The following is a 19,340-nucleotide window of genomic DNA, read 5'->3' on the forward strand; positions in this document are numbered from 1 at the left end:
GACCTCGTCCTGTTCCCGCCGAGGGGACGTGAGTGATTGGCTTCGCACCTGCGTCCCGTCGCTGCGGGGCATGTGGGCCTGTACCTTTGAACCACGACAGCATCCAGGGGGTAACGGAGGCAGATGCTGTCGCGTGTTTCAGCGGACGCTGACTCGGGGCCCATGGGCAAGACGCCGCGCCTGCTCCGTAGGCCTTTCGTGACGGGAGTGAAGGGGGACGCAAGTTGCCTCGCTTGTTCCCGTCACGGGCCTCACCTTCGTGAGGCTTCGTCACCTCGAGAGGGAGTCGTCGTCATGAAGTCCACCGTCCTCTTCAAGTCCGTGTCTGGGTTGTTCCTGGTATGGGCTCTGTTCGTCACGATGGAGGCGCGAGCGGAGACGGTCGTCCTCACGTGTGTCGGAGCGGAAGTCACCGAATTCGAGCCGGGACTCACCAACGACGCCAGGCCAACCCACATCTCCGCCCTCGGCACCCACGGGTGTGCGGGGCTGCCGCTGAATCTCCCCTCGGCCATCGTCACCACGGAGGCGGATGGCATCCTCAGCTGTGGGCTCGGCCAGGCGGTCTCCACCATCCACATCCAGTGGAGTGATGACACGGTGAGCGTCGTGTCTGGCACCACCCTGGTGAACGCGAAGCCAGCGGGAGAGACCGTCGTCGTGCTCACGGGGACGGTGGTGAGCGGCCGGTTCCAGGGGGCGACGGTGATTCGCACGCTGACGCTGCTCAACACGGATGTGCTCGGGTGTTTCACCGCCCAGGGCGTCACCGACGTCGCGGGCCCCGTCACGCTGGTGGTGACGAAGCTGCTCTGAGGGCCGGGTGCGAGTCGGTGCGCCGCGCTCGAAGCACGCGGCGCACCGGTTCTCCGCCCCAGACCGTGCTGAACTCAGGGCGGACAGCGCCTCACAGTCCGTTGGGGACCACCGTCACCGTACCGGAGCCCCTGTTGGTCAGGATGAGGTCCGCGTACCCATCCGCGTCCATGTCCGCGGTGGCGATGGCGTTGAGGCCAGGCGAGGCGCCGGTCGTGACGACGGCGCCGGAGGTGAAGCCTCCAGCGCCGTTGCCGGTCATCGGGCGGACGCCGCCCGAGGCCGCCGTCACGAGGACGTAGGCGTCGAGCTTGCCGTCGCCATTGAAGTCAGCGGCGACGACGCCCAGCGCCGAGTTGGCGGCCGTCGTGGGCGCGGCGACGGACCCAACGCCGCTCGCGAAGGTGCCATTGCCGTTCCCCTTGAAGAAGAAGAGGAACCGGCCCGCCGCGCCGTTCGAGAGGATGTCGAGCCTGCCATCGCCGTCGGCGTCACCGAAGGCGATGCCCGCGGTCTGGCCGCTCGCGCTGTTGCCGTAGGCGACGGGCGGGGCAAACGCGCCATGGCCCTGGTTGATGAGGACCGACAGGCGCGCGGTGGCGGGGCTCGTCACGACGAGGTCGGAGAATCCATCACCGTTCAGGTCACGGCAGGCGATGGTCGATTGCACGCCGCCCGTGCCCGAGATGCCAATGAACGTGGGCGCGCCGAAGTTGCCCGCGCCAGTGCCGAAGAGCACGCTCACCTGGCTCAGCGTCACGCTGGTCGTGGCGATGTCAGCCACTCCGTCCTGGTTGAAGTCACCAGAGCAGAGGTGCACGGAGCCCGGGGTGCCGGTGGTGAAACTGGTCGGCGCACCGAAGGTCCCGGGCGCGCCCGGGCCCAGGTTCTTGTAGACGCTGATGGTTCCGTTGGAGAGGGGCAGGTTCGTCTGCCCGTCGACGGTGACGGCGTCGAGCCACCCGTCGCCATCCACGTCCACGGCGACGACGGCGTTGCTGGAGAGCGAGGCGCTCGCGTAGTTGACCTCCGGCTGGACGCTCGCGTCACCGTTCCCCAGGAAGACGGAGAGCGAGCCGGCGGGGAACAGGATGGACCCGGATTCGGCATTCGCCACCAGGATGTCGAGCTTGCCGTCTCGATTCACATCGGCGACCGCCGGGGCCAGCGGGCTGTGGTTCGCCGGGGAGCTGACGGGCGTACCGGGGACCTGGCCGGAGGGCGCGGTCTGGCAGGCGCCGTTCGAGCAGATCTGCCCCGTCGAGCACACGACGCCGCAGGCGCCGCAGCTGTTGGCGTCACTCTGGAGATTCACCTCGCAGCCGTCCGCCGAGGTGCCGTTGCAGTCCCCGAGGGTGCCGGAGCAGGACTGGCACTGGGGCCCCTCGTAGGTCGGCGCGCACGTGCACGTGTAGCTGTTGACGCCGTCGGTGCAGGTGCCGCCGTTCTGGCACGGGTTCGGGGCGCACTCGTCGATGTTGATCTCACAGTTGGCGCCCGCGTAGCCAGGAGGGCACGCACAGGTGTAGCTGTTGACGCCGTCGGTGCAGGTGCCGCCGTTCTGACACGGGTTCGCGGCGCACTCGTCGATGTTGGTGCACGTCACGCCGTCGCCTTCGTATCCCGGGTTGCAGGCGCAGGTGAAGGAGCCCACGGTGTTGGTGCAGGTGGCGTTCTCGTCGCAGTTGTCGGTCCCGGCGGCGCACTCGTTGACATCGACGCAGGTGCCGCTCTGGCACGAGAGGCCGTCGCAACAGGGCACCGTGGCGTCGCAGGGCGCGTTCACGGGCAGACAGCCTTGACCGCTGCACGTCGGGTCGTAGAGCGGCGAGGTCGGGTCGAGGCTGGTGACGTAATCGCCGTCGTGAGCGCTGTGCGCGTTGATACACGCCTGCTCACTCACCCGGACAATCGTATAGGGATGCGTCGCCGAGCCGGTCCTGTGACAGATGTGGACCTTGCCTTGGACATCAAAGTAATCACACTGCTCCGCGGAGAGGGCGGAGTCGGCCGAACCGACGTCCGCGTCATGGTCCCCGTCGGAGACAGGGCTGCAACCGCCGATGAGGCCGAGCAGACCCGCCCCCGCGAGCATGACCAGAAAAGAAGAAAATGGACGTCTCATTGGGTCCCCCTGAACGGACGCACCACGGCCTCGCGACGAACTGCACGGAGGTCGCGGGCATCCAGCAGACTGTTGTTGTTCGTGGGCGCGTCTTGATTCACCCACAGAAAACAAGACTACAACATCACGCGCATTTTCAACAGACAATACTTCATGCCGCGGCCAGAGCCTCGTCCCCGCACAGTGACGGCAGTCTTCCCACTGCGACCTTCGTACATGTCCTGCTCAACCCCATCACGGTCGATGCGGGGCAGGAAATACCCTGTGGCGACAGATGATTCGCCAATGAAACAAGTGAGAGCTCTGCGGGTGAGTGTCATTATCAGCCCCGCAAATCCGCGGGGCCGGTTCCCCCTACTGCAGTCCCATTTACTTGACTGGGTTTGAACTCCACCGAGCGCCGTGCCGGCTCGGGCGCCCGTGGAGAACCGGGCCACCAGCACCGCTGGCCAGGTTCCAGGTCCACGGTCGCCACGCCGCTCAGGTCCACGGCGTCTTCAGGAAGGCGACGTCCTCGTGGCCCAGCGTGGGCACGACGAGCGCGCGGTCGAGATACTGGTTGAAGCGCTCGCAGGAGCACTCGGGGAGGAAGAGGCACCCGTGGCACGCGGCGCCCTCCAGGTCGCGGTCGTCACGGCCCGTGGGTTCGTGATGCGCGCAGACGGGGTCGTTGGAGCACAGGCGCGCGTCCTCCAGCGCCCGGGCGAGGTGCTGCCCCAGTCGCCTCCCCTCCTCCACCAGGCCGCCCAGCGTGCCTTCCGCGCCCGTGGTGCCCGTCATCAACAGGATGCCCGCCATGGGGACGGCGTCGCTGTGCGGCGCGCAGTACAGCCGCTCGCGGATGGAGCTCGCGGGATAGCCACACTCCAGCGCCACCTGGGTCATCAACAGGTGCGCCAGTGAATGGAGCAGGTAGAGCCGCACGCCCGGGAAAGGGAGCTTCGAGCCGGAGCCCTGCTTCCAGCGCTCATAGCCCGCCCGGAGCACCTCCTCGCGCCGCAGCACGGGCTCGGACAGCTCCCAGGCGTGCACCTGCGGCTCGTCGAGCACCAGCAGCATTCCCTCGCCCTGCATCTCCGTGACGGGGACCCAGTCGCGGTGGAGCGACATCGGCGCGAGCGCCACGTCCAGGTCGTAGCGGCCCTGCAGGTCTTTCGTCAGGGGCTCCAGCCGAGTGAAGCCGACCTGGGCCTGGACCTCCCGCAGCCGTCGAGCCAGCACCACGCGTTCGACCAGCGGGGGCAGTCCCTGGGGCCGAGCGATGCGCCGGGCCCAGAAGACCTCGGTGCGGTCCCTGGGCATCTCGCCAGGCTTCTCCTGGGGCTGTGCGAGGAACTGGAGCCACTCCGCGGTGCGGATCTCCGGGACGGCCTCGGGCGAGTGCTCGCGCTCCGCGGTGATGGCCGCCAGCACCTCCGCGTTGGAGGCGGAGCCGAGCGCCGCCTGGACCTGGGGGATGGTCCGGAAGGCCGGCAGCGTCTCCGCGGTGGCGGACTGGAGGATGTTCCACGCGGACTGCACCTTGCGCCGGAGTGACTCCGGTTCAGGGATGGTGATGGCGCTGGTGGTCTGCGCGAAGTAGCCGTTGCTGGCGGTGCGGACCAGCAGCCGCTGCTTCTCGTCGCAGCGCTCTTTCGCCTCCAATCCCAGCCAGGGCCGCTCCCCGTCGCAGCGGTCCTGCTGCTCCTTGTGGGTCATGTCGATGAGGCGCCTGCGCTTGCCGCACGTCGAGCACGCGACCTCGATGTCACTGAAGTCACCGCTCACCCCCTCTTCGAGCTTGAGCTGTGGGGCGTCGCAAGGCTTGCGCTCGTGTGACCACCAGGTCCAGTCGATGTCCGACAGGTGTCCCCGAGGACAGGCCGAGACGAAGCGCACCGGCACGCAGCGCTCGGGCTTCGCGTCCCCACCCGCGCAGCGGTGGCGGTACTCCTGGTTCACGCGCTCCAGGCTGTTGGCCCGGACCAGCGTGCGGCAGTGGGGGTTCTGACAGACGAACCAGCGCGGGAACTCATACACCTGGATGCCGCAGGACTCCGTCGGCTCCCGCTCGTCTCCAGCGGGAGGCTTGCGGAAGGGAGCCTCCTTGCTGAGCGGCCACTTGTTGCGGTGGTAGAGCGGCTCGACGATTTCCAAGAGCCGTGGCTCGTTGACCACCTCGCCCTGCCCCTTGAGGCGCCAGAAGTCCAGGCCGCCCACGAGGACCGCGTCATTCAGCAGGTCCAGCATGCTGCCGGGGCCGAAGGTGGAGACCACCTGGCTCTGGCGCACGCGCCCATCCGGCGGCCGCGTCGAGCGGGCCCGGGTCCACTTCCTACGGCTCGTCATGCGCCACCTCCTCCGTCGCGGCCTTCGGGGCGCGGTAGCCACCCAGGGGCTGACGTGAAATCCACAGGTGCACCGAGGACTCCACGTCACGCATGGACGTGGGTGCCTCGAACTTGAGTTCGTCCTGGGTGAGGTCGTCGGTCCGGTCCAGGAAGCCGTGCAGCAGGGGCTTGAGCCCCTTCCCCTCCGGGTCGTAGCGAGAGTACGCGCGCTGGGCGGCGTCCTTCTTCGCCTGTTCGATGATGTTGCGCCACGAGTCGAGCAGGCCTCGCGCGCGCTGCATCACGATGGTGCTTGCGCGCTCTGCCTCCTCCATGGGCAGTCCTCGGCCCGCGCGCTTCGCCAGTGTTTCGAGCGCCTGCTCCAGCCGGTCCCGGTGCGCCTGCAGGGACTTCCACTCCAGGGGCGCGGTCATGGCGGTGTCCAGCAGCCGGCCCAGCGCCACCACCACGCCCGCCAGCCCCCGGTCGAGCGCTGGCGCCGAGAAGGGCGTCACCGAGGTGGCCTCGACGAAGCGATAGAACGACTCGTGGTACGTCCCGAAGCGCTCGTAGTGGCTGCGGTCTCTGGGCTTGGCGGCGTTGAGGCACGTCACCACCAGGCCGGGCTTGTTCATCTTGCGGCCCACGCGGCTGGACGCCTGGATGTACTCGCTGGTCGTCTTGGGTTGTCCCGCCACGACCATGAGCCCCAACCGGTCGATGTCCACGCCGACGGAGATCATGTTGCTGGCGAGCACGACGTCGATGCTCTGGGGCTGACCGTGCGTGAGCTCCAGGCGGTTCTTCGAGGCCTTGATGTCGGCCGTCTTCTCCCGGCTGGTCAGCTCGATGGGCTCGCCGCGGATGGTCCTGCCCCGGTACCAGGGATGCTCGGCGTCCTTGCTGAAGTCCTCTGGACGACGGCGGACGCGGTCCATCACCAGTCGGCGCACCTCGTCCTCGACCAGCCGGCGCATGCCGCCCAGCTCACGCAGGCTGTTGAAGTAGCCGACGAGCGTCAGGTACGGGTCCGCGCTCACGGCGCCGTGGAGCTGCTCACCGCGCGCGGCGGCGGCGAGCAGGCTGACATAGACGCGCAGCAGGAGGGCCTTCATGGGCCGCCCGGGTGCCGCCACGCCCAGGTATTGGCGCGCGCCCTTCTTGCCCACGGAGGCGAAGAACGTCTCGGAGGCATCCACGCCAGGCGGAGGGAAGAGCGCGACGTCCCGTCCATAGAGGCGACTGACCTGTTGCCGGGAGCGGCGGACAGTGGCGGTGGAGGCCACCAGCTTCGCCCGGGGCGCGAGCGTCAGGACGGCTCCTTCGTAGAGACCCACCATAGAGCCCAGCGGGCCGGAGATGAGGTGCAGTTCGTCCTGCACGATGAGCTCCGGGGGAGGCAGTCCCTTCGGGAGCATCACGAGCGCCGCCTTCACATCCGCGGCATCGTTGCATGGACCGACGAAGCGCTTGCCGGTACGACCGAGGACACGACCGAAGATCGAGCCCGTCTCTCCACGCCACGGCAGCATGGCGAACTTGTCCACGGTGGCGACGAGGAAGCACGGCAGCTCCCGGTAGATCTGCTCGTCGACGAAGAGGACGGGGAGCCCTTCCGGGTTGCGTCCGAGGTTGAACGAGCACGCGATGTTGGCGCAGCCGACGAGGACTTCCTCCGGTCTGGATTTGGAGGGACGGAGGATGAAGCACTCCCGTTCGAACGGCGTGGCGCACCAGGGGCAGGTGGCGAGCGGGAACGGAGATTGTGCGCGAGCGCTGTTGTCGTTCTTGTACTCGGTGATTTGCGTGGAGGCCTGCTCCAGCGTGTTGGCGGTCGCGGAGCGGCCGACCCACAGTCCGATGGAGAAGCGCACGGCGCCCAGGCGTTTCGGCTCCTGCTGGCGGAGGACTTCGAGCGCGCAGATGAGTGTCGCGGCGCGACCGAGCTGGTCGAGGGTGAGCAACCGCAGCGTGTAGCGAAGCAGCACCGCCACGCCCAGGCCGCCGTGGAGGTGGGCTTGCCCCCGGAGGCGGCGCAGGAGCAAGGTGAAGGCGATGAGGCCCAGGTAGGCCTGCGTCTTTCCGCCGCCGGTGGGGAAGAAGATGAGCTCCACGAGCTCACGGTCCGCGTGGTCTTCGTCCTCGACAGAGGGGAGGTTGAGCAGGATGAAGGCGAGCTGGAAGAGGCGCCATTTGGGAGCCTCGTCCTGCCGGACCTTGCGCTCTGACTGAGCCATGACGCTGTTCATCCAGCGGAAGGCGTCGAAGGCGAGAGGTTCCCGGGCCAGGAGCTGGATGCCGTCCTCGATGCGATCAGCCGCGCGTCGAGCCCTGCGGATGAGTTCATCCCGGGTCTTCTCGCGGCGTTCGCTGCCGACGACGAGAGTGGCCTGGCTGGCCACCCATTCACGGTAGGTCCGGACCAGGGGGAGCAGTGCCGCGATGGCCTCCGAGGGAGTCGTGAACGCAGCGAGCTGCTCCATGCCCACCGTGACCTCGTCGAGCTGCCTCGCTTCGACAGGGAGCACCTCGACGCGTGGCAGCCAGTCCGTTTCCACGCGAGTCACAGGGACGGAGGTGGATGGGACGCGCACGGAGATGCCATGGCCCACGGCCCACCGCTGTCGGTCACGGAACTGGAGGTCGTTGACGAGGTCGTCTTCGTCCTCGCTCCTGGCGTCGCTGGAGTCCTGTCGGCTGACGAAGCCCTGCGCACATTCCAGGGCGAGGTGGGTTTGGAAGACGTAGGCCTCGTCCCGGTCGGCGGAGGTGCTGGTGGGAGGGCGTGCGTTGACGAGGAAGATGGCGACCGCGAGCTCGCCTTCGCGCGTCTTCTCCACATGGCCCTCCAGGCGCAGGCCACCGCTGTCCTGTACGTACAGTCCTTCCCGCAGAGTCGCGTCGTTCAGGTGCAGGGTGACAGTGCGTTGATGGAAGGTGCGGCGCCACTGCTTGCGCCCCTCTGCATCGATGCGCTGATAGTCCGCCCAGCAGACATGGGCGGTGAACTGGGACGTGCCCGCGGGGACGAAGACGGACAGGCCCATGGACGCGGGCAGGCGGCGCACCTTCTTGGCGGTCGGGTCGGGGCGAGAGGACTCCTCATCGTCCTCGTCATTGCCCGCGGCCAGGTCGTCTTCCTCGTCGTCGGGATCGTCCTCGATGACACCCTGGTCGAGCGGGACGAGGAAGCCCGTCAGGTACCAGCGGGACGGTGGTGTGCGGAGCACTTCCGAGGCGTCCGAGACGGGAGCCCCTGGAGGCTTGTGGAACGGACCGACGAGGTCCGCTTCGAGCGCATCGATGAGGTGGGAGCGGACCGCTCCCGTGTCAGAAGCATGCATGGGAGGCCTCAAGCGGTCTGGGCGCGGGACTTCGAGGGACGGCGGACGGTGGGATGCGCTTCCTCATAAGCGCGGCGTTCATTCAGGTCGAAGAGGCGGTCGAGAACTTCGTCCTCGAAGGCTTCGAGCTGTTTGGGAGTAGCTCCGCAGTACGGAGGAACCTGGATGTCCTTCCAGCCGTAGGCATCCAGGACGGCCTGGTCCACGGCCACATGCAGGTCCCGCAGACGCTGAGTCGCGGTGTCGGTGACCGACTTATCCTTGAGCCGGTTGTACGTCGTCGTCAGGCCGATGCTGTGGGCCTGCATGTACTGGCTGCGCTCGGCGTGGAGCCGTTCGCCTACCGCATCGAGCGCAGAGGCGCTTGCAGAGTCCGGGAAGGGGAAGGTTTCGAAGCAGTCGCTCGGTGCGTAACGCAGGTCGTTGCGCATGGAGGATGACAGCAAACGTGCCCAGACCTCATGCACACGTGACTGCAGCGTCGTCAGCCAGTTGGCTTGCTCGACGGGAACGACAATGACGGCCTCACTGAATACGACAGACGACGATTGCCATGAAAATATCAAATGCTTCGAGTGACGAGAGGTCGAAAGGCAACGACTTAGCGGACGAAGCGCTTGATAGAGTTCAGGACGCGGCCGGATAAACTGCCACCAGAACTGCTTCGCGCCTCTGTCCTTGACCTTGTCTCGCTCAGGTTTCACCAACTCCCGTACGGTACGGATGAGGTCGGGCCAGCGTTCCGCTTCCTGTAGTTCCATCTGCCCGAAGTTGATGACGTGCCTTTCGAGTTCAGGACTCGGGTCGGAATTGAGCTCCTCGCCACCCACGTAGCGAAAGATGCGCGCCGCGTTCTTTGATGATTTCGAGACAAGAGTCGAGCGCTGCTCAGGGCTCAGTACAAACCCCATTCCAAGGACGATGCTTCCCTGGAAGCTCTTCCCCGTGTTGGCAGTGAGCGCCACGGGCTCTAATCGCTCGGGTTTGCCACGGAGCCGAGAGTTGATGCACTTCACGGGCAGGCGATCCAAGCGAGGCTCTAGAATCAGGCCGGAGACGTGCCCCTTCGCCACGTGCACGACTGACACGGAGACGTTGGCGCCAGCCACCGGCCACTTCATGGATCGCACGGCGTCGTAGAGGTGGCCTCCGTGGTCCACCAGGTGCTTCAGTCCCGTGGCCCTCGTGTCTCCCTGCGCGATGGTGTTGGTGGCGATGAGTCCGAAACTGCCGTGTTCACCCAGCAGGTGGAATGCACGGCGGAAGAAGTGCGCGGAGAGATCCGCGTTGCCGTGCGCCCCCTCATGAACCGCCTGGAGCCAAGGGAGGTAGTTCTCGCCACCCGTCTCGATGATGGCGTTCTTTCCCGCGAACGGCGGGTTCCCCACGAACCCATCGATCCACGCAGCCTTGTTCGGCTGCTCGTTGTCGAGCGGATCCGGCCGGCTCCCATGGAAAACCTCTGGGAACTCCAGTGGCCAGTGGAACGTCCATGACGGCGCAGAGAACGCCCCGATGTCCGCTGGAATGGGAGGCAGAACCCCATTCGTCGCCTTGGACAGCCACGTCCCAATCAGGTCCAAGCGGCGGACGCGCTCCCTCTCCCGCTCCTTGTCTGAACCCTGGGCGAAGAACGCCCCGACACACGCATTCGCTATGTGCTTGATGTCCTCCAACACCTTGTCCGCGTCCCGAAGAAGCCCCTCCTTCACCCTGCCGGGCTCCAGGTCCAACTGCAGCGGCTTGCGGTCCGGCCCTTCCAGGTCGAGCGCGAGCTGGAGGATCTTCTCGCGCTTCTCCAGCGAGCTGTTCAGTGCCTTCGAGATGAACGCCCATGGCAGCTCCGACTGTTTCTTGCTGCTCGGGTCCCAGTGGAACGCTCGAAGCTGCTCCAGGTCGAGCCCGACCAGCGAGTCCCCGCACTTGAGCGCATGGTCCAGGAAGGTGAAGGGCTCCGTCTTCGCCAGCGTCACGAGCCACAGCGACAGCTTCGCGAGTTGCACGGCCCATGGATTCTTGTCCACGCCGTACAGGCATCGCTGGGCCACCAGCCGGCGCGCCCGCATCACCTCGTCCTCGTGCTTGTCACGCTTCAGGACGCCCTCACGTGTCCAGGCGGCGACAACCTGGTCCGCGAGAAAGCGGCAGGACTCCACCAGGAACGCACCCGACCCCATGGCCGGGTCGCAGATCTTCAGGTTGAGGAGTCTTTCCGAAGACGGCTGCGACCCCATCGTCTTGAGCAAGGGCTCCAGCGCCCGACGGACGATGGGGGACGAGAGACTTCGAGGCGTGTAGTGACTGCTGGTCCGTCGCCGCTCGTCGCCAGGCTGCAGCACCAACTGGGACGCGCGCCGTATCTCGGTTCCCTTCACGCGGTACGACTCCAGCGCGGTCAGGACCACCTGCTGAGTCGAAGCCTGTTCCAACACCTTCGACAAGGCTTTCACCGCCTTCGTGTCGAGGCCCGCCTCCTCTTCCAGCCATACCGCACGCCGCTTCGCGGGCTGGGCCAGCACCTCGTCTGCGGAGACCCATACCTTCGAGGGCTTGAGGCAGATTCCAGCACCGCTCAGGCGCTTCACGTGGAAGCCCATCAGGCCCTCGTACACGGAGCCGATCTGCTCCACGTCAAGCGACTTGAAGCTCAGCCGCTGCCCCTTGAGGAAGACGATCCGCTCCAGGACCTGGAGGACCGTCTCGTCATCGATGGGAGGCACCCGCGCATCCGTGCCCTCCTCGGCGGAGCCCACTCCCCCCAGGAAAGGGAACGCGTCAGGGTCGAAGAGTTCCCCACGCCGCGCCGGCATTCGCAGCTTGTCGTGCGAGGCCCCCAGGTAGATGCACCGGAAGAGCGCCAACAACCGTGGCCACGCACCGAAGCGCCGATTCATCGAATCGGGGTATTGACTGGAGTCCTCGACGAGCTGCGCGTGAAGAGCCTTCACCGACAGGTCATCGCGATAGGGCTCCTGGTCCACGGGGAGCAGGCCCCGGTCCTCCGCGTAGAGGATGAAGACGAGCCGCAAGAGCGTGGAGAGGAGCCCGCCGTAGACATGCTCCTCACCTCGTGAGAGCGCCTCGTCCAGGGCCCGAGAGCCATCCCGTTCTGCGGCTGTCTCGAAACCCGTGAGCAGGATGCCGAGCGCTTCCAGGACCTGGTCGGCCAGCTCGTCGGTGACATCCGCCTGCCGGCGGCGTGACTGCTCCAGGAGCGCGGGGAGCTGATGCTCGGGCAGCACGCCGAAGAAGCGGCGCGCATGCAGGAGCATCACCATCGCGTCGAACAGCGGACGACCGCTGGCGGTGACGAGGTCCTTGAACCGGAAGGTGATGTGCCCGGAGGTCTCGCCGTGGGGCGCATAGACGAGGCGCACGGAGTCCCCGTTGAACAGCAGACCGATGGGGACACGGGCCGCGCGCAGCAGTCGGTCGAACTTGGCGGTGGGCTCGTAGAACCACGCGCCCGTGGTGTCTTCCTTCTTGTCCAGGTCCAATCCGGCCGGCAGCTCCCAGGTCAGGAGCGCGAAGCCCTCCGCGGCGCGGCTGATGGGCGTGGAGTCATCCGGCAACCCTTCCGGCCTCGCGGGAGGGGGCCCTCGTCGCAACAGCCCCCGCGAGGGCTTGAGGGTCTGTTGCCCCTCCTCGATATCGAGCTGGAGGTCCTCCGGAAACCTCGTGGTGAAATCCTCCTCGGTGTAGCCCAGCACCTCCCGGAGGAAGCGCGGGACATCCGTCACGCGAGGTGACTCCCGGCCCGCCAACAGGACGAAGCGCGACTGAGCGGACACGGGCAGGCGCTGCATGCACTGCGCGTCCTCGAGGACCGGGATGGAGACCACCAGCCCCTCGATGGGCTGCGCCATCCCCATCCACGTCTGGTGATAGCGACGCTCGACATCCCCGCCAAGGCTCTGACCGTTCATTAGCGAGCCCCCGGCCACAGGTAGACCATGCCCACGGGAACCAGGCGGGCGACCCGCACGGCGTAGGTGGCCTTCAAGGATTCAGGTTGTTCGACGAGTTCCCTGCCGAGTGCCGCCAATCGCTGTTCGAGGTGCACCTTGTCCCTCCTCCATTGGTCCTTCTCGGCCTGGGCGTCGAGCGAGAGCTCGAGCTGCGCGCGCAGTGCCTCCTGGATGGCCTCCTTCTGCTCGCGGAGAATCTGAGTCAGCGCCTTGGCTTCGGATGCGCCGCGCGCCGCCAGCTTCTTGCGAGCCCCCTGCTCTCGCGCCGAGGCCTGTTCCTCGATGGCGGGCCAGAGCTTCGAGAAGTCGGACTCGGCACTGGCCAGCAGGCGTTTCTGGACGGCCTTCGGTATCGAGGAGAGCGCGGGCGCTTCCGCCAGCGTGGTCTCCAGTTGGTCGATGACCTTGCGGTCCGCCTCATCGGCGAAGGGCTTCAGGTGCCCTCGGCCGCCGCCGTCCAGCCACCTGGCTGAGACAGAGACCACCTCGTCATGGAGCCGCGCGGCGCCCTCGCCGAAAAGAGACAACCGGCCGAAGACGATGACGCGAGCCACGGCGTCGCGTTGGGTCTGGACCACGGTGACACGGCTGAGGTCGTTCGCGGAGAACCCCTGGGCCAGGAACCGCTGGAGCACCCGCTGGACGAGCGGATGGGACAGGTGCAGGTGGACGAGCTTGCTGGCGACGCCCGGAGGTGCCTCGAAGACGACGGGAGACAGGGGGCGCTTGCGCCACTCCCAGGGTGCCTCGTCGTGCGCCCGGCGCGGACGAATGGAATCCAGGGTCGTGCTCCAAGAAGCGGGAAGCGCGGGGACCCTCCAGGCCTCCAGCGTCCGGCCCTCTTCCGTGAGGGTCTCCCGCTCCAACCGGCCCGCACCGGCCAGCTCGAACCCCACGTCCAGCGCATCGCGCAGCAGGACGGGATTGAAGTCCATCACCTTGCCGCTGCGCTCGCGGAGCTCTCCAATCGCATCCAATTCCTTGCGCAGGGACTGGAGCGTGCGCTGGGACTCCAGTTCCCGCTTCGTCACCTCCGTGCGAGTCGAGGTCGCGGCGCGGGAGACGCGCTCCAGCGTGCCCTTCGAGATGCCCGAGGCGAGGGCATCGTGCATCTGGTCCATCAGCACACAGCCCAGGCTGCCCAGCTCGCGAGTAATGGTCTCCACCTTGCGAGCGAGGGTGTCGAGCACCGCATCCTCGGCACGCTGGGCGTAGACGAAGTAGCCGCAGCGCACGATGGGAGCGGGTTGCAAGGCACGGTCGATGCGGCCGTTGCGCTGCTCCATGCGTGAGGGATTCCACGGGACGTCGATGTGGAAGAGGTCCGCGCAGTGGCCTTGCAGGTTGATGCCTTCGCGCGCGGCGTCGGTCGCTAGGAGGACCCGCACGGGGAACTCCTCCATCGAGCCGTTGAAGGCGGCCTGCACCTCCGCGCGCTTCACGTCATCGATGCCACCAGTCAGCGTGAGGATGCGCTCATCCCCCCGGTGGGTCCCCTCGAAGGCGGCGGTGAGCTGCTCCTTGAGATAACGGAGCGTGTCGCCATACTCGGTAAAGAGGATGACCCGACGGGGCTTCCACGGAGCGCCCTTGGTGAGCGGACATTGGTGCTCGCGAATCCAGTGGAGCAGGGCCCGCAGCTTCGCGTCCCGGGCCGAGCGGTGCCGGGCGCTCAGCTGGAGCATGTCCTCCAGGAGCTTGCGAGCCTGGGCGTTGGTCGACAGAGGCTGACTGTGCTCGCGGATGGTCTCCGCGAACGACAGCTCGAGTGCATCGTCCGTCTCGCCGTGCTCCTCGGACTCGGGAGCCGTGTCGCCAGTGAGCGCTCCGCCGTCGGGAACCCGCGTCCCCGAGCCGAAGGCCGCCGCGTGGACGGAGAGGGTACGGTGGAATGCCTCGATGCTGGAGAGGAGGCGCTTCTGGAGGTTGATGAAGACCAGGCGCCCCTGCTTCGTGCCGGGCGCCATGAGTTCCGTGTAGCGCGCCAGCTTCTGGGACAGCTCCAGTTCCGGGGCGGAGGCTTCGCCCAGGTCGACACGCTCCTCGACGGTCTTTCCGTCCGGGGCGAGCCACTCGGCGTGCCAGCGCCCCGAGTCATGCGTCAGGCGCACGCCCACCACGTGTCGCTCGGGGTAGCGCTGTGAGCTGCCCAGGGCGCGAAGGTCACCCTTGAGCCGGCGCACCATGACGGGAGCCAGCTGTGATTCGCGGACGCGGGTGCCACGGGTGAAGCGCTGTGGGTCCAACATCTCCAGCAGCGCGGAGAAGCTGTTGGAGTGGCCGTTGTGGGGCGTGGCGGAGAGGAAGAGCCGGTGCTCGAAGCGCTCCGCCAGGGAGCGGATGCTACGAGTGGTCTCCGTGTCGATGGCGTACCGGCTGGCCGAGGCGGGCGCGACGACGTGTGCCTCGTCGAGCACCAGCAAGGACTTGTGGTGTCCCTTCTCCTCCAGGAGGGTCTTCAGCGGCTCGAAGTACTCGCTGCGCCGCAGGGTCTGGTACGACACGATGAAGCGAGAGTGCGTGGCCCAGACGGGGACCTGGAAGCCGCGCTCCTGACGGCGGCGGGAGACGAACTCGCTGTTGAAGATTTCGAAGCGCAGGCCGAAGCGTTTCTCCATTTCATCGCGCCACTGGAGCGTCACCGACGCCGGGCAGACGATGAGGACACGGTCCACGCGCTGGCGGAGGATGAGTTCCTGCAACACCAGCCCCGCCTCGATGGTCTTCCCGAGCCCCACGTCATCGGCGATGAAGAGATTCACCCGAGGCAGCTCGAGCGCCTTCTTGAGAGGCGTGAGCTGGTGATTCATCAAGTGGATGCCCGCACGGAACGGCGCCTGGAAGAGCCGGGCGTCGGTGGCGGTGACGGAGCTCCACTTGAGCGCATGGAGATACGCGGCGAAGTGACGCGGCTCGTCGAAACGAACAGGAGGTCCCAGTCCACCCTGGTGGGGTCGAATGACCCGAGCAGCGAGCTCACGCTCCCACAAGACAGACAGGGGGCGCCCCTGTGCGTCATCATCGAGACACGTGAGACGAACGAGAGTGTGTTGCTCCCGGACATCTGCAGGAGCAATGACCTCATTGACCAAGTACTGACGGTGTCGGACCTGCGCGATATCACCCGCGCACGGCAACAGCATGGGAGCGATTGGCACGGGAGCTACATGCCGCTACAAACCAACAACAATCAAGTGTCGAGCCCTCACCCCCCAGAGGTAGATACCCGGCTTCATCTAGCCAGGCAGACTCAGGGCGCCGATACGTGTATCCGCGCAGCACAGCATCCCTCTTAGTCAGCCGCACCATGATTTCTCTGGCCCGCACGGATGGAGCCCGGAAGGACTCCCTCGAACTCCGCATCTACACCCGCGCAAGCGCCCTGCCTGTGTCGAAGAACACACCTCGCCCGGTCCGCAGGAGCGGATTGGGCCGTACCGGTGATGAATCGTAAGAGTTCGCCGTGCCACGTCGTGCCAATGTCCGTCCGCACATGAGACCTCTTCCGTCCAGCCCCGGCGGGGCACGTAGCGAAGGATTTGAACCGGCTCCGTGAGGAGGTGCAGTTAGGAGCCGCAGTCGTTCCCGGAGTCGCTACGAACATTCGTGGAGCAGCACCGCGATGCGGGCGACGCCAGGAGAGAGGCAGCGGCGAAGCTGGGCGTGTCGGAGCCGACGACGCATACATGGAAGTAGGGCGACCTGCAAGCCGCCCGCAGCGGCGTCCGCCGGCCAGTGGCAAGCCGCTGGGGCCGGTAATCACTGCACCGCAGGGCAGCCGTCCAGCAGGCGGTGGCCGGAGTGTCACCCAAGGGAGGGTGGACAGCAGGCGTCGGGGTGGAGCTACGCAAGCGCATGGCGGAGAGCCCGCGAAAAAATCGTGGGGTCGCGAGGGGTGCTGGCGCGGTTGGCGTCTTGAGAAATGAACCCAAATCTGGCGGTGAACATGAAGAGACGAGGTGGCGCGGTCCTTCAACATGACGGCAAGGACCTACCCAGAGGTATTCAGACGCGTCGAGCACTACCGGATGATGAGCTTGGCACGCTGTGGGACTCCATCATCCTCGATGAACGGCTAAAGACTCAGCTGCTGTCGCAGGCAGTCCTCAACTTCACGGTTCGCGGCAAGGTGGATCGACAGGTACTGCCATTGCATGGAGTCATCTTGCTCGTGGGCCCCCCTGGTACGGGAAAGACGTCGCTCGCACGGGGCCTGGCGCATCGGGTGGCCAAGTCATTCAAGGGGGGCCAGTTCCGGATGCTGGAGGTAGACCCCCACTCGGTGACGAGCTCGGCGATGGGAAAGACTCAGCGCGCGGTCTCGGACCTCTTCGCGACCGCCATTGCTGAGACGGTGGAGGGTGGGCCAACCATCGTCCTGCTCGATGAGGTCGAGACGCTGGCTGTGGACCGCTCGAAACTGAGCCTCGAGGCGAACCCGATTGACATCCATCGCGCAACGGACGCCGTGCTGGTCCAACTGGATGCCATGGCGGAGAAGTATCCTCAGTTGCTGTTCGTCGCGACGAGTAACTTCCCCGAGGCCGTGGACGAGGCCTTCTTGTCGCGCTGCGACCTCGTGATGCAGGTTCCGCTGCCCGACCAGAAGGCCTGCGGCCAGATTCTCACTGACTGTCTGACGGGGCTCGGGAAGCTCTATCCGGCCATCAGCAAGCTTCCAAAGGCTCTACACTTCGAGCGGTGTGTCGGAGAATGCGTGGGACTGGATGGGCGAGCCATTCGGAAGGTTGTGGCGAATGCCCTCGCCAGCACTCCCGAGACCGCGATGGACCCGAACCGGGTGACGCTTGAGCAGTTGGTGCTTGCCGTGAAGGCCGCCAAGACGAGCCGCACGATGCAGGGGGGCAAGGCGACATGACAACGGTGAACAGGCGGACCTTTCGGAGCGTTCCTCACCGCGACGCGGTGCGAACCTGGACGGACATCGTCGAGCTCTTGACCCAGGGCAAGGCGGGTGCGGACCGGGACGAGCTCCTCGCGGTGACTGGAGTCGTATCCTGCCTCATCACGGACCAATCACCCAAGGAGGCTCCCATTGTCGTGACCTGTGACGGGCCGCGTACTCGCATCTACTGCATCTATGACGAGGATGCCGTCGACGGGACGGACGCAAGTGAAGATGTGTTGGGCTATGATCCGCTGGAAGGACAGTGGTCCGTCTCCCTGCCATGCGGGACAGATGACCTCGCATGGGTCCAAAGCACTCTCTCGACGCATGGCAGCCGCGTTACCGCCCGTGACGTTTCGAGTGGAATTTCCATTGACGATGATGAGACCCGCCTGTCGAAGGCCGGCCCTCTGATTCTCGACCCGAAGGGGTTTCTCGAATCATGACCCGTGTCGTCGTCTATACCCACACACACTCCGTCACCTTCGTGGCGGATAACATCTTGAAGAGCTTGAAAGAGATCATTCGAGAAATCGGGCTCGATCCCTCCAACTTCGTGAACAACTGGCAGACGCATCTGCTGGCCATCCGGACCTGGCTTGGGTCCGGGCATCTCGAGCGCGTCGTGCTCGAGATCTACAATCCGACGACTAATAGGCTCATTGATCGATGGGATATCGATGTCGTCCAAAATCAATCCCAAGGAGACGGCAACTTCTGGGTGGATACCGACCAACTCAGGTACCACCTCCGCAAGGTTGGGGTGGCGCCTACCAGCGCCATGTATGAATTAGTTCTACAGACAAAGCCAGGCCGTCCTGATGTCCCAGGCTGGTCGGCGGGTTCCTTCCGCTCGACGGACGGGATGGTTCGTCAAAGCCTCGGAGCAACCATCGAACACAATGGACTTGGTGCGCATGCCAGCTACTGGAGGAAGCGCTGATGTTGACCGTGGAAGAGGCTTTTCGAAAGTTCAAGAGTCGCCTGGAACTCAACGAGCGAGAGCAGCAAAATGCTTCCTCGCGTCAGCAAGAGGTCCGGGAGTACCTGGATGGTCTTTTCGACATCAAAAACAGCTTTCTGACAGGTTCGTATGCGCGGCATACGAAGACCAAGCCGCTCAAGGACATCGACATCTTCTTCGTCCTCGATGAGTCGGAGCGCCACTATCTCAAGAAGGCATCGACCGTCGTGCTCGATGCCTTCCACGCGGCGCTCGTTACGAAGTATGGCAAGGACGCAATTCGGAAACAGAGCCGCTCCATCAACGTTGATTTCGGTGTCGTTGCCGATGCGGAGGACAATACGGACTATCGGGTCATCAGCGTCGATGTCGTTCCGGCCTTCCCCTCGGGTGACGACTTCGAGATTCCGGACCGCGAGTCAGGGAAGTGGATCAAGACCAATCCCAAGGTCCATGCCGCCAAGGCAGTGGCCGCGCATCAGGCGTACTCGAGCGAGTGGAAGGGGCTCGTTCGCATGGTCAAGTATTGGAACAACCATCCACGCCATGGCGAGAAACCCATGAAGCCGTCGTTTCTCATCGAGGTGATGGCGTTGGAGTGCCTGCATGGCGGCTGGCGAGGGCGCTTCGACTACGAGATCCAGGGATTCTTCTCCACGCTCGCGGACAGGATTTTCGACGAATGGGGAGATCCTGCGCAATTAGGGCCGGCGATCAGCGGTATGATGGACGACGACCGGAAGACGCGAGCAAGAGAGTTGTTGCTCGCAGCGGGCCGAGAGGCGTCCATCGCCATCAACCACGTACGGCAAGGACGCAACGGGGAAGCACTGAAGGCATGGCGCGCCCTCTTCGGGCCAAAGTTCCCACTGTCGTGATCAACTTTGGATTCAGATTACGACGGT

General features: G+C 65.7%; 10 protein-coding genes. 5 read left to right on the plus strand and 5 right to left on the minus strand.

The window, feature by feature from the left end; genetic code table 11:
* Positions 1 to 294 precede the first annotated feature (294 nt).
* Complete coding sequence (locus OWM54_RS08325; protein ID WP_267697148.1) at positions 295 to 816, plus strand: hypothetical protein; 522 nt, start codon at positions 295 to 297, stop codon at positions 814 to 816.
* Between the two features lie 91 nt (positions 817 to 907).
* Here the strand turns inward: OWM54_RS08325 and OWM54_RS08330 are convergent, their stop codons facing one another.
* From OWM54_RS08330 to drmD, 5 genes are all read right to left on the minus strand, one after another.
* Positions 908 to 2,941: an FG-GAP-like repeat-containing protein gene (locus OWM54_RS08330; protein ID WP_267697149.1), complete on the minus strand. Its 2,034-nt coding sequence runs from the start codon at positions 2,939 to 2,941 to the stop codon at positions 908 to 910.
* A gap of 480 nt (positions 2,942 to 3,421) precedes the next feature.
* Positions 3,422 to 5,269, minus strand: coding sequence for a DUF1998 domain-containing protein (drmB, locus tag OWM54_RS08335; protein WP_267697150.1), 1,848 nt, complete (start codon positions 5,267 to 5,269; stop codon positions 3,422 to 3,424).
* Positions 5,256 to 8,594, minus strand: a complete 3,339-nt coding sequence (gene drmA / locus OWM54_RS08340) for a DISARM system helicase DrmA (protein ID WP_267697151.1) — start codon at positions 8,592 to 8,594, stop codon at positions 5,256 to 5,258. Before drmA ends, drmB begins: the two co-directional genes overlap by 14 nt.
* A gap of 8 nt (positions 8,595 to 8,602) precedes the next feature.
* A complete protein-coding gene (locus OWM54_RS08345; RefSeq protein ID WP_267697152.1) occupies positions 8,603 to 12,304 on the minus strand; it encodes a DNA methyltransferase in 3,702 nt (1,233 codons plus the stop codon).
* Between the two features lie 215 nt (positions 12,305 to 12,519).
* Positions 12,520 to 15,705, minus strand: a complete 3,186-nt coding sequence (gene drmD, locus OWM54_RS08350; RefSeq protein ID WP_267701103.1) for a DISARM system SNF2-like helicase DrmD — start codon at positions 15,703 to 15,705, stop codon at positions 12,520 to 12,522.
* A gap of 779 nt (positions 15,706 to 16,484) precedes the next feature.
* Between drmD and OWM54_RS08355 the strand changes: the two genes are divergently transcribed.
* Genes OWM54_RS08355 through OWM54_RS08370 form a run of 4 tightly spaced genes read left to right on the plus strand, consistent with a single transcriptional unit; the run spans position 16,485 to position 19,313 of the window.
* Positions 16,485 to 17,441, plus strand: a complete 957-nt coding sequence (locus tag OWM54_RS08355) for an AAA family ATPase (RefSeq protein WP_267697153.1) — start codon at positions 16,485 to 16,487, stop codon at positions 17,439 to 17,441.
* Entirely contained in the window at positions 17,438 to 17,917 is a 480-nt protein-coding gene (locus tag OWM54_RS08360; RefSeq protein WP_324289055.1) for a hypothetical protein, read from the plus strand. The genes OWM54_RS08355 and OWM54_RS08360 overlap by 4 nt, the downstream gene beginning before the upstream one ends.
* Positions 17,914 to 18,414, plus strand: a complete 501-nt coding sequence (locus OWM54_RS08365) for an HORMA domain containing protein (RefSeq protein WP_267697154.1) — start codon at positions 17,914 to 17,916, stop codon at positions 18,412 to 18,414. The genes OWM54_RS08360 and OWM54_RS08365 overlap by 4 nt, the downstream gene beginning before the upstream one ends.
* Positions 18,414 to 19,313 carry a CBASS oligonucleotide cyclase gene (locus OWM54_RS08370; RefSeq protein WP_267697155.1) on the plus strand — a complete coding sequence of 300 codons (900 nt, stop codon included), beginning with the start codon at positions 18,414 to 18,416 and terminating at the stop codon, positions 19,311 to 19,313. Before OWM54_RS08365 ends, OWM54_RS08370 begins: the two co-directional genes overlap by 1 nt.
* The last annotated feature ends 27 nt before the right edge of the window (positions 19,314 to 19,340 follow it).

Source organism: Myxococcus sp. MISCRS1 (assembly GCF_026626605.1).
Classification (GTDB): Bacteria; Myxococcota; Myxococcia; order Myxococcales; family Myxococcaceae; genus Myxococcus; species Myxococcus fulvus.

Bases quoted from the DNA above. Each gene is read 5' to 3' on its own strand.
- drmD (WP_267701103.1), bottom strand. From the start codon at position 15,705: ATGCTGTTGCCGTGCGCGGGTGATATCGCGCAGGTCCGACACCGTCAG.
- OWM54_RS08330 (WP_267697149.1), bottom strand. From the start codon at position 2,941: ATGAGACGTCCATTTTCTTCTTTTCTGGTCATGCTCGCGGGGGCGGGT.
- OWM54_RS08355 (WP_267697153.1), top strand. From the start codon at position 16,485: ATGAACCCAAATCTGGCGGTGAACATGAAGAGACGAGGTGGCGCGGTC.
- OWM54_RS08360 (WP_324289055.1), top strand. From the start codon at position 17,438: ATGACAACGGTGAACAGGCGGACCTTTCGGAGCGTTCCTCACCGCGAC.
- OWM54_RS08365 (WP_267697154.1), top strand. From the start codon at position 17,914: ATGACCCGTGTCGTCGTCTATACCCACACACACTCCGTCACCTTCGTG.
- drmB (WP_267697150.1), bottom strand. From the start codon at position 5,269: ATGACGAGCCGTAGGAAGTGGACCCGGGCCCGCTCGACGCGGCCGCCG.
- OWM54_RS08325 (WP_267697148.1), top strand. From the start codon at position 295: ATGAAGTCCACCGTCCTCTTCAAGTCCGTGTCTGGGTTGTTCCTGGTA.
- drmA (WP_267697151.1), bottom strand. From the start codon at position 8,594: ATGCATGCTTCTGACACGGGAGCGGTCCGCTCCCACCTCATCGATGCG.
- OWM54_RS08370 (WP_267697155.1), top strand. From the start codon at position 18,414: ATGTTGACCGTGGAAGAGGCTTTTCGAAAGTTCAAGAGTCGCCTGGAA.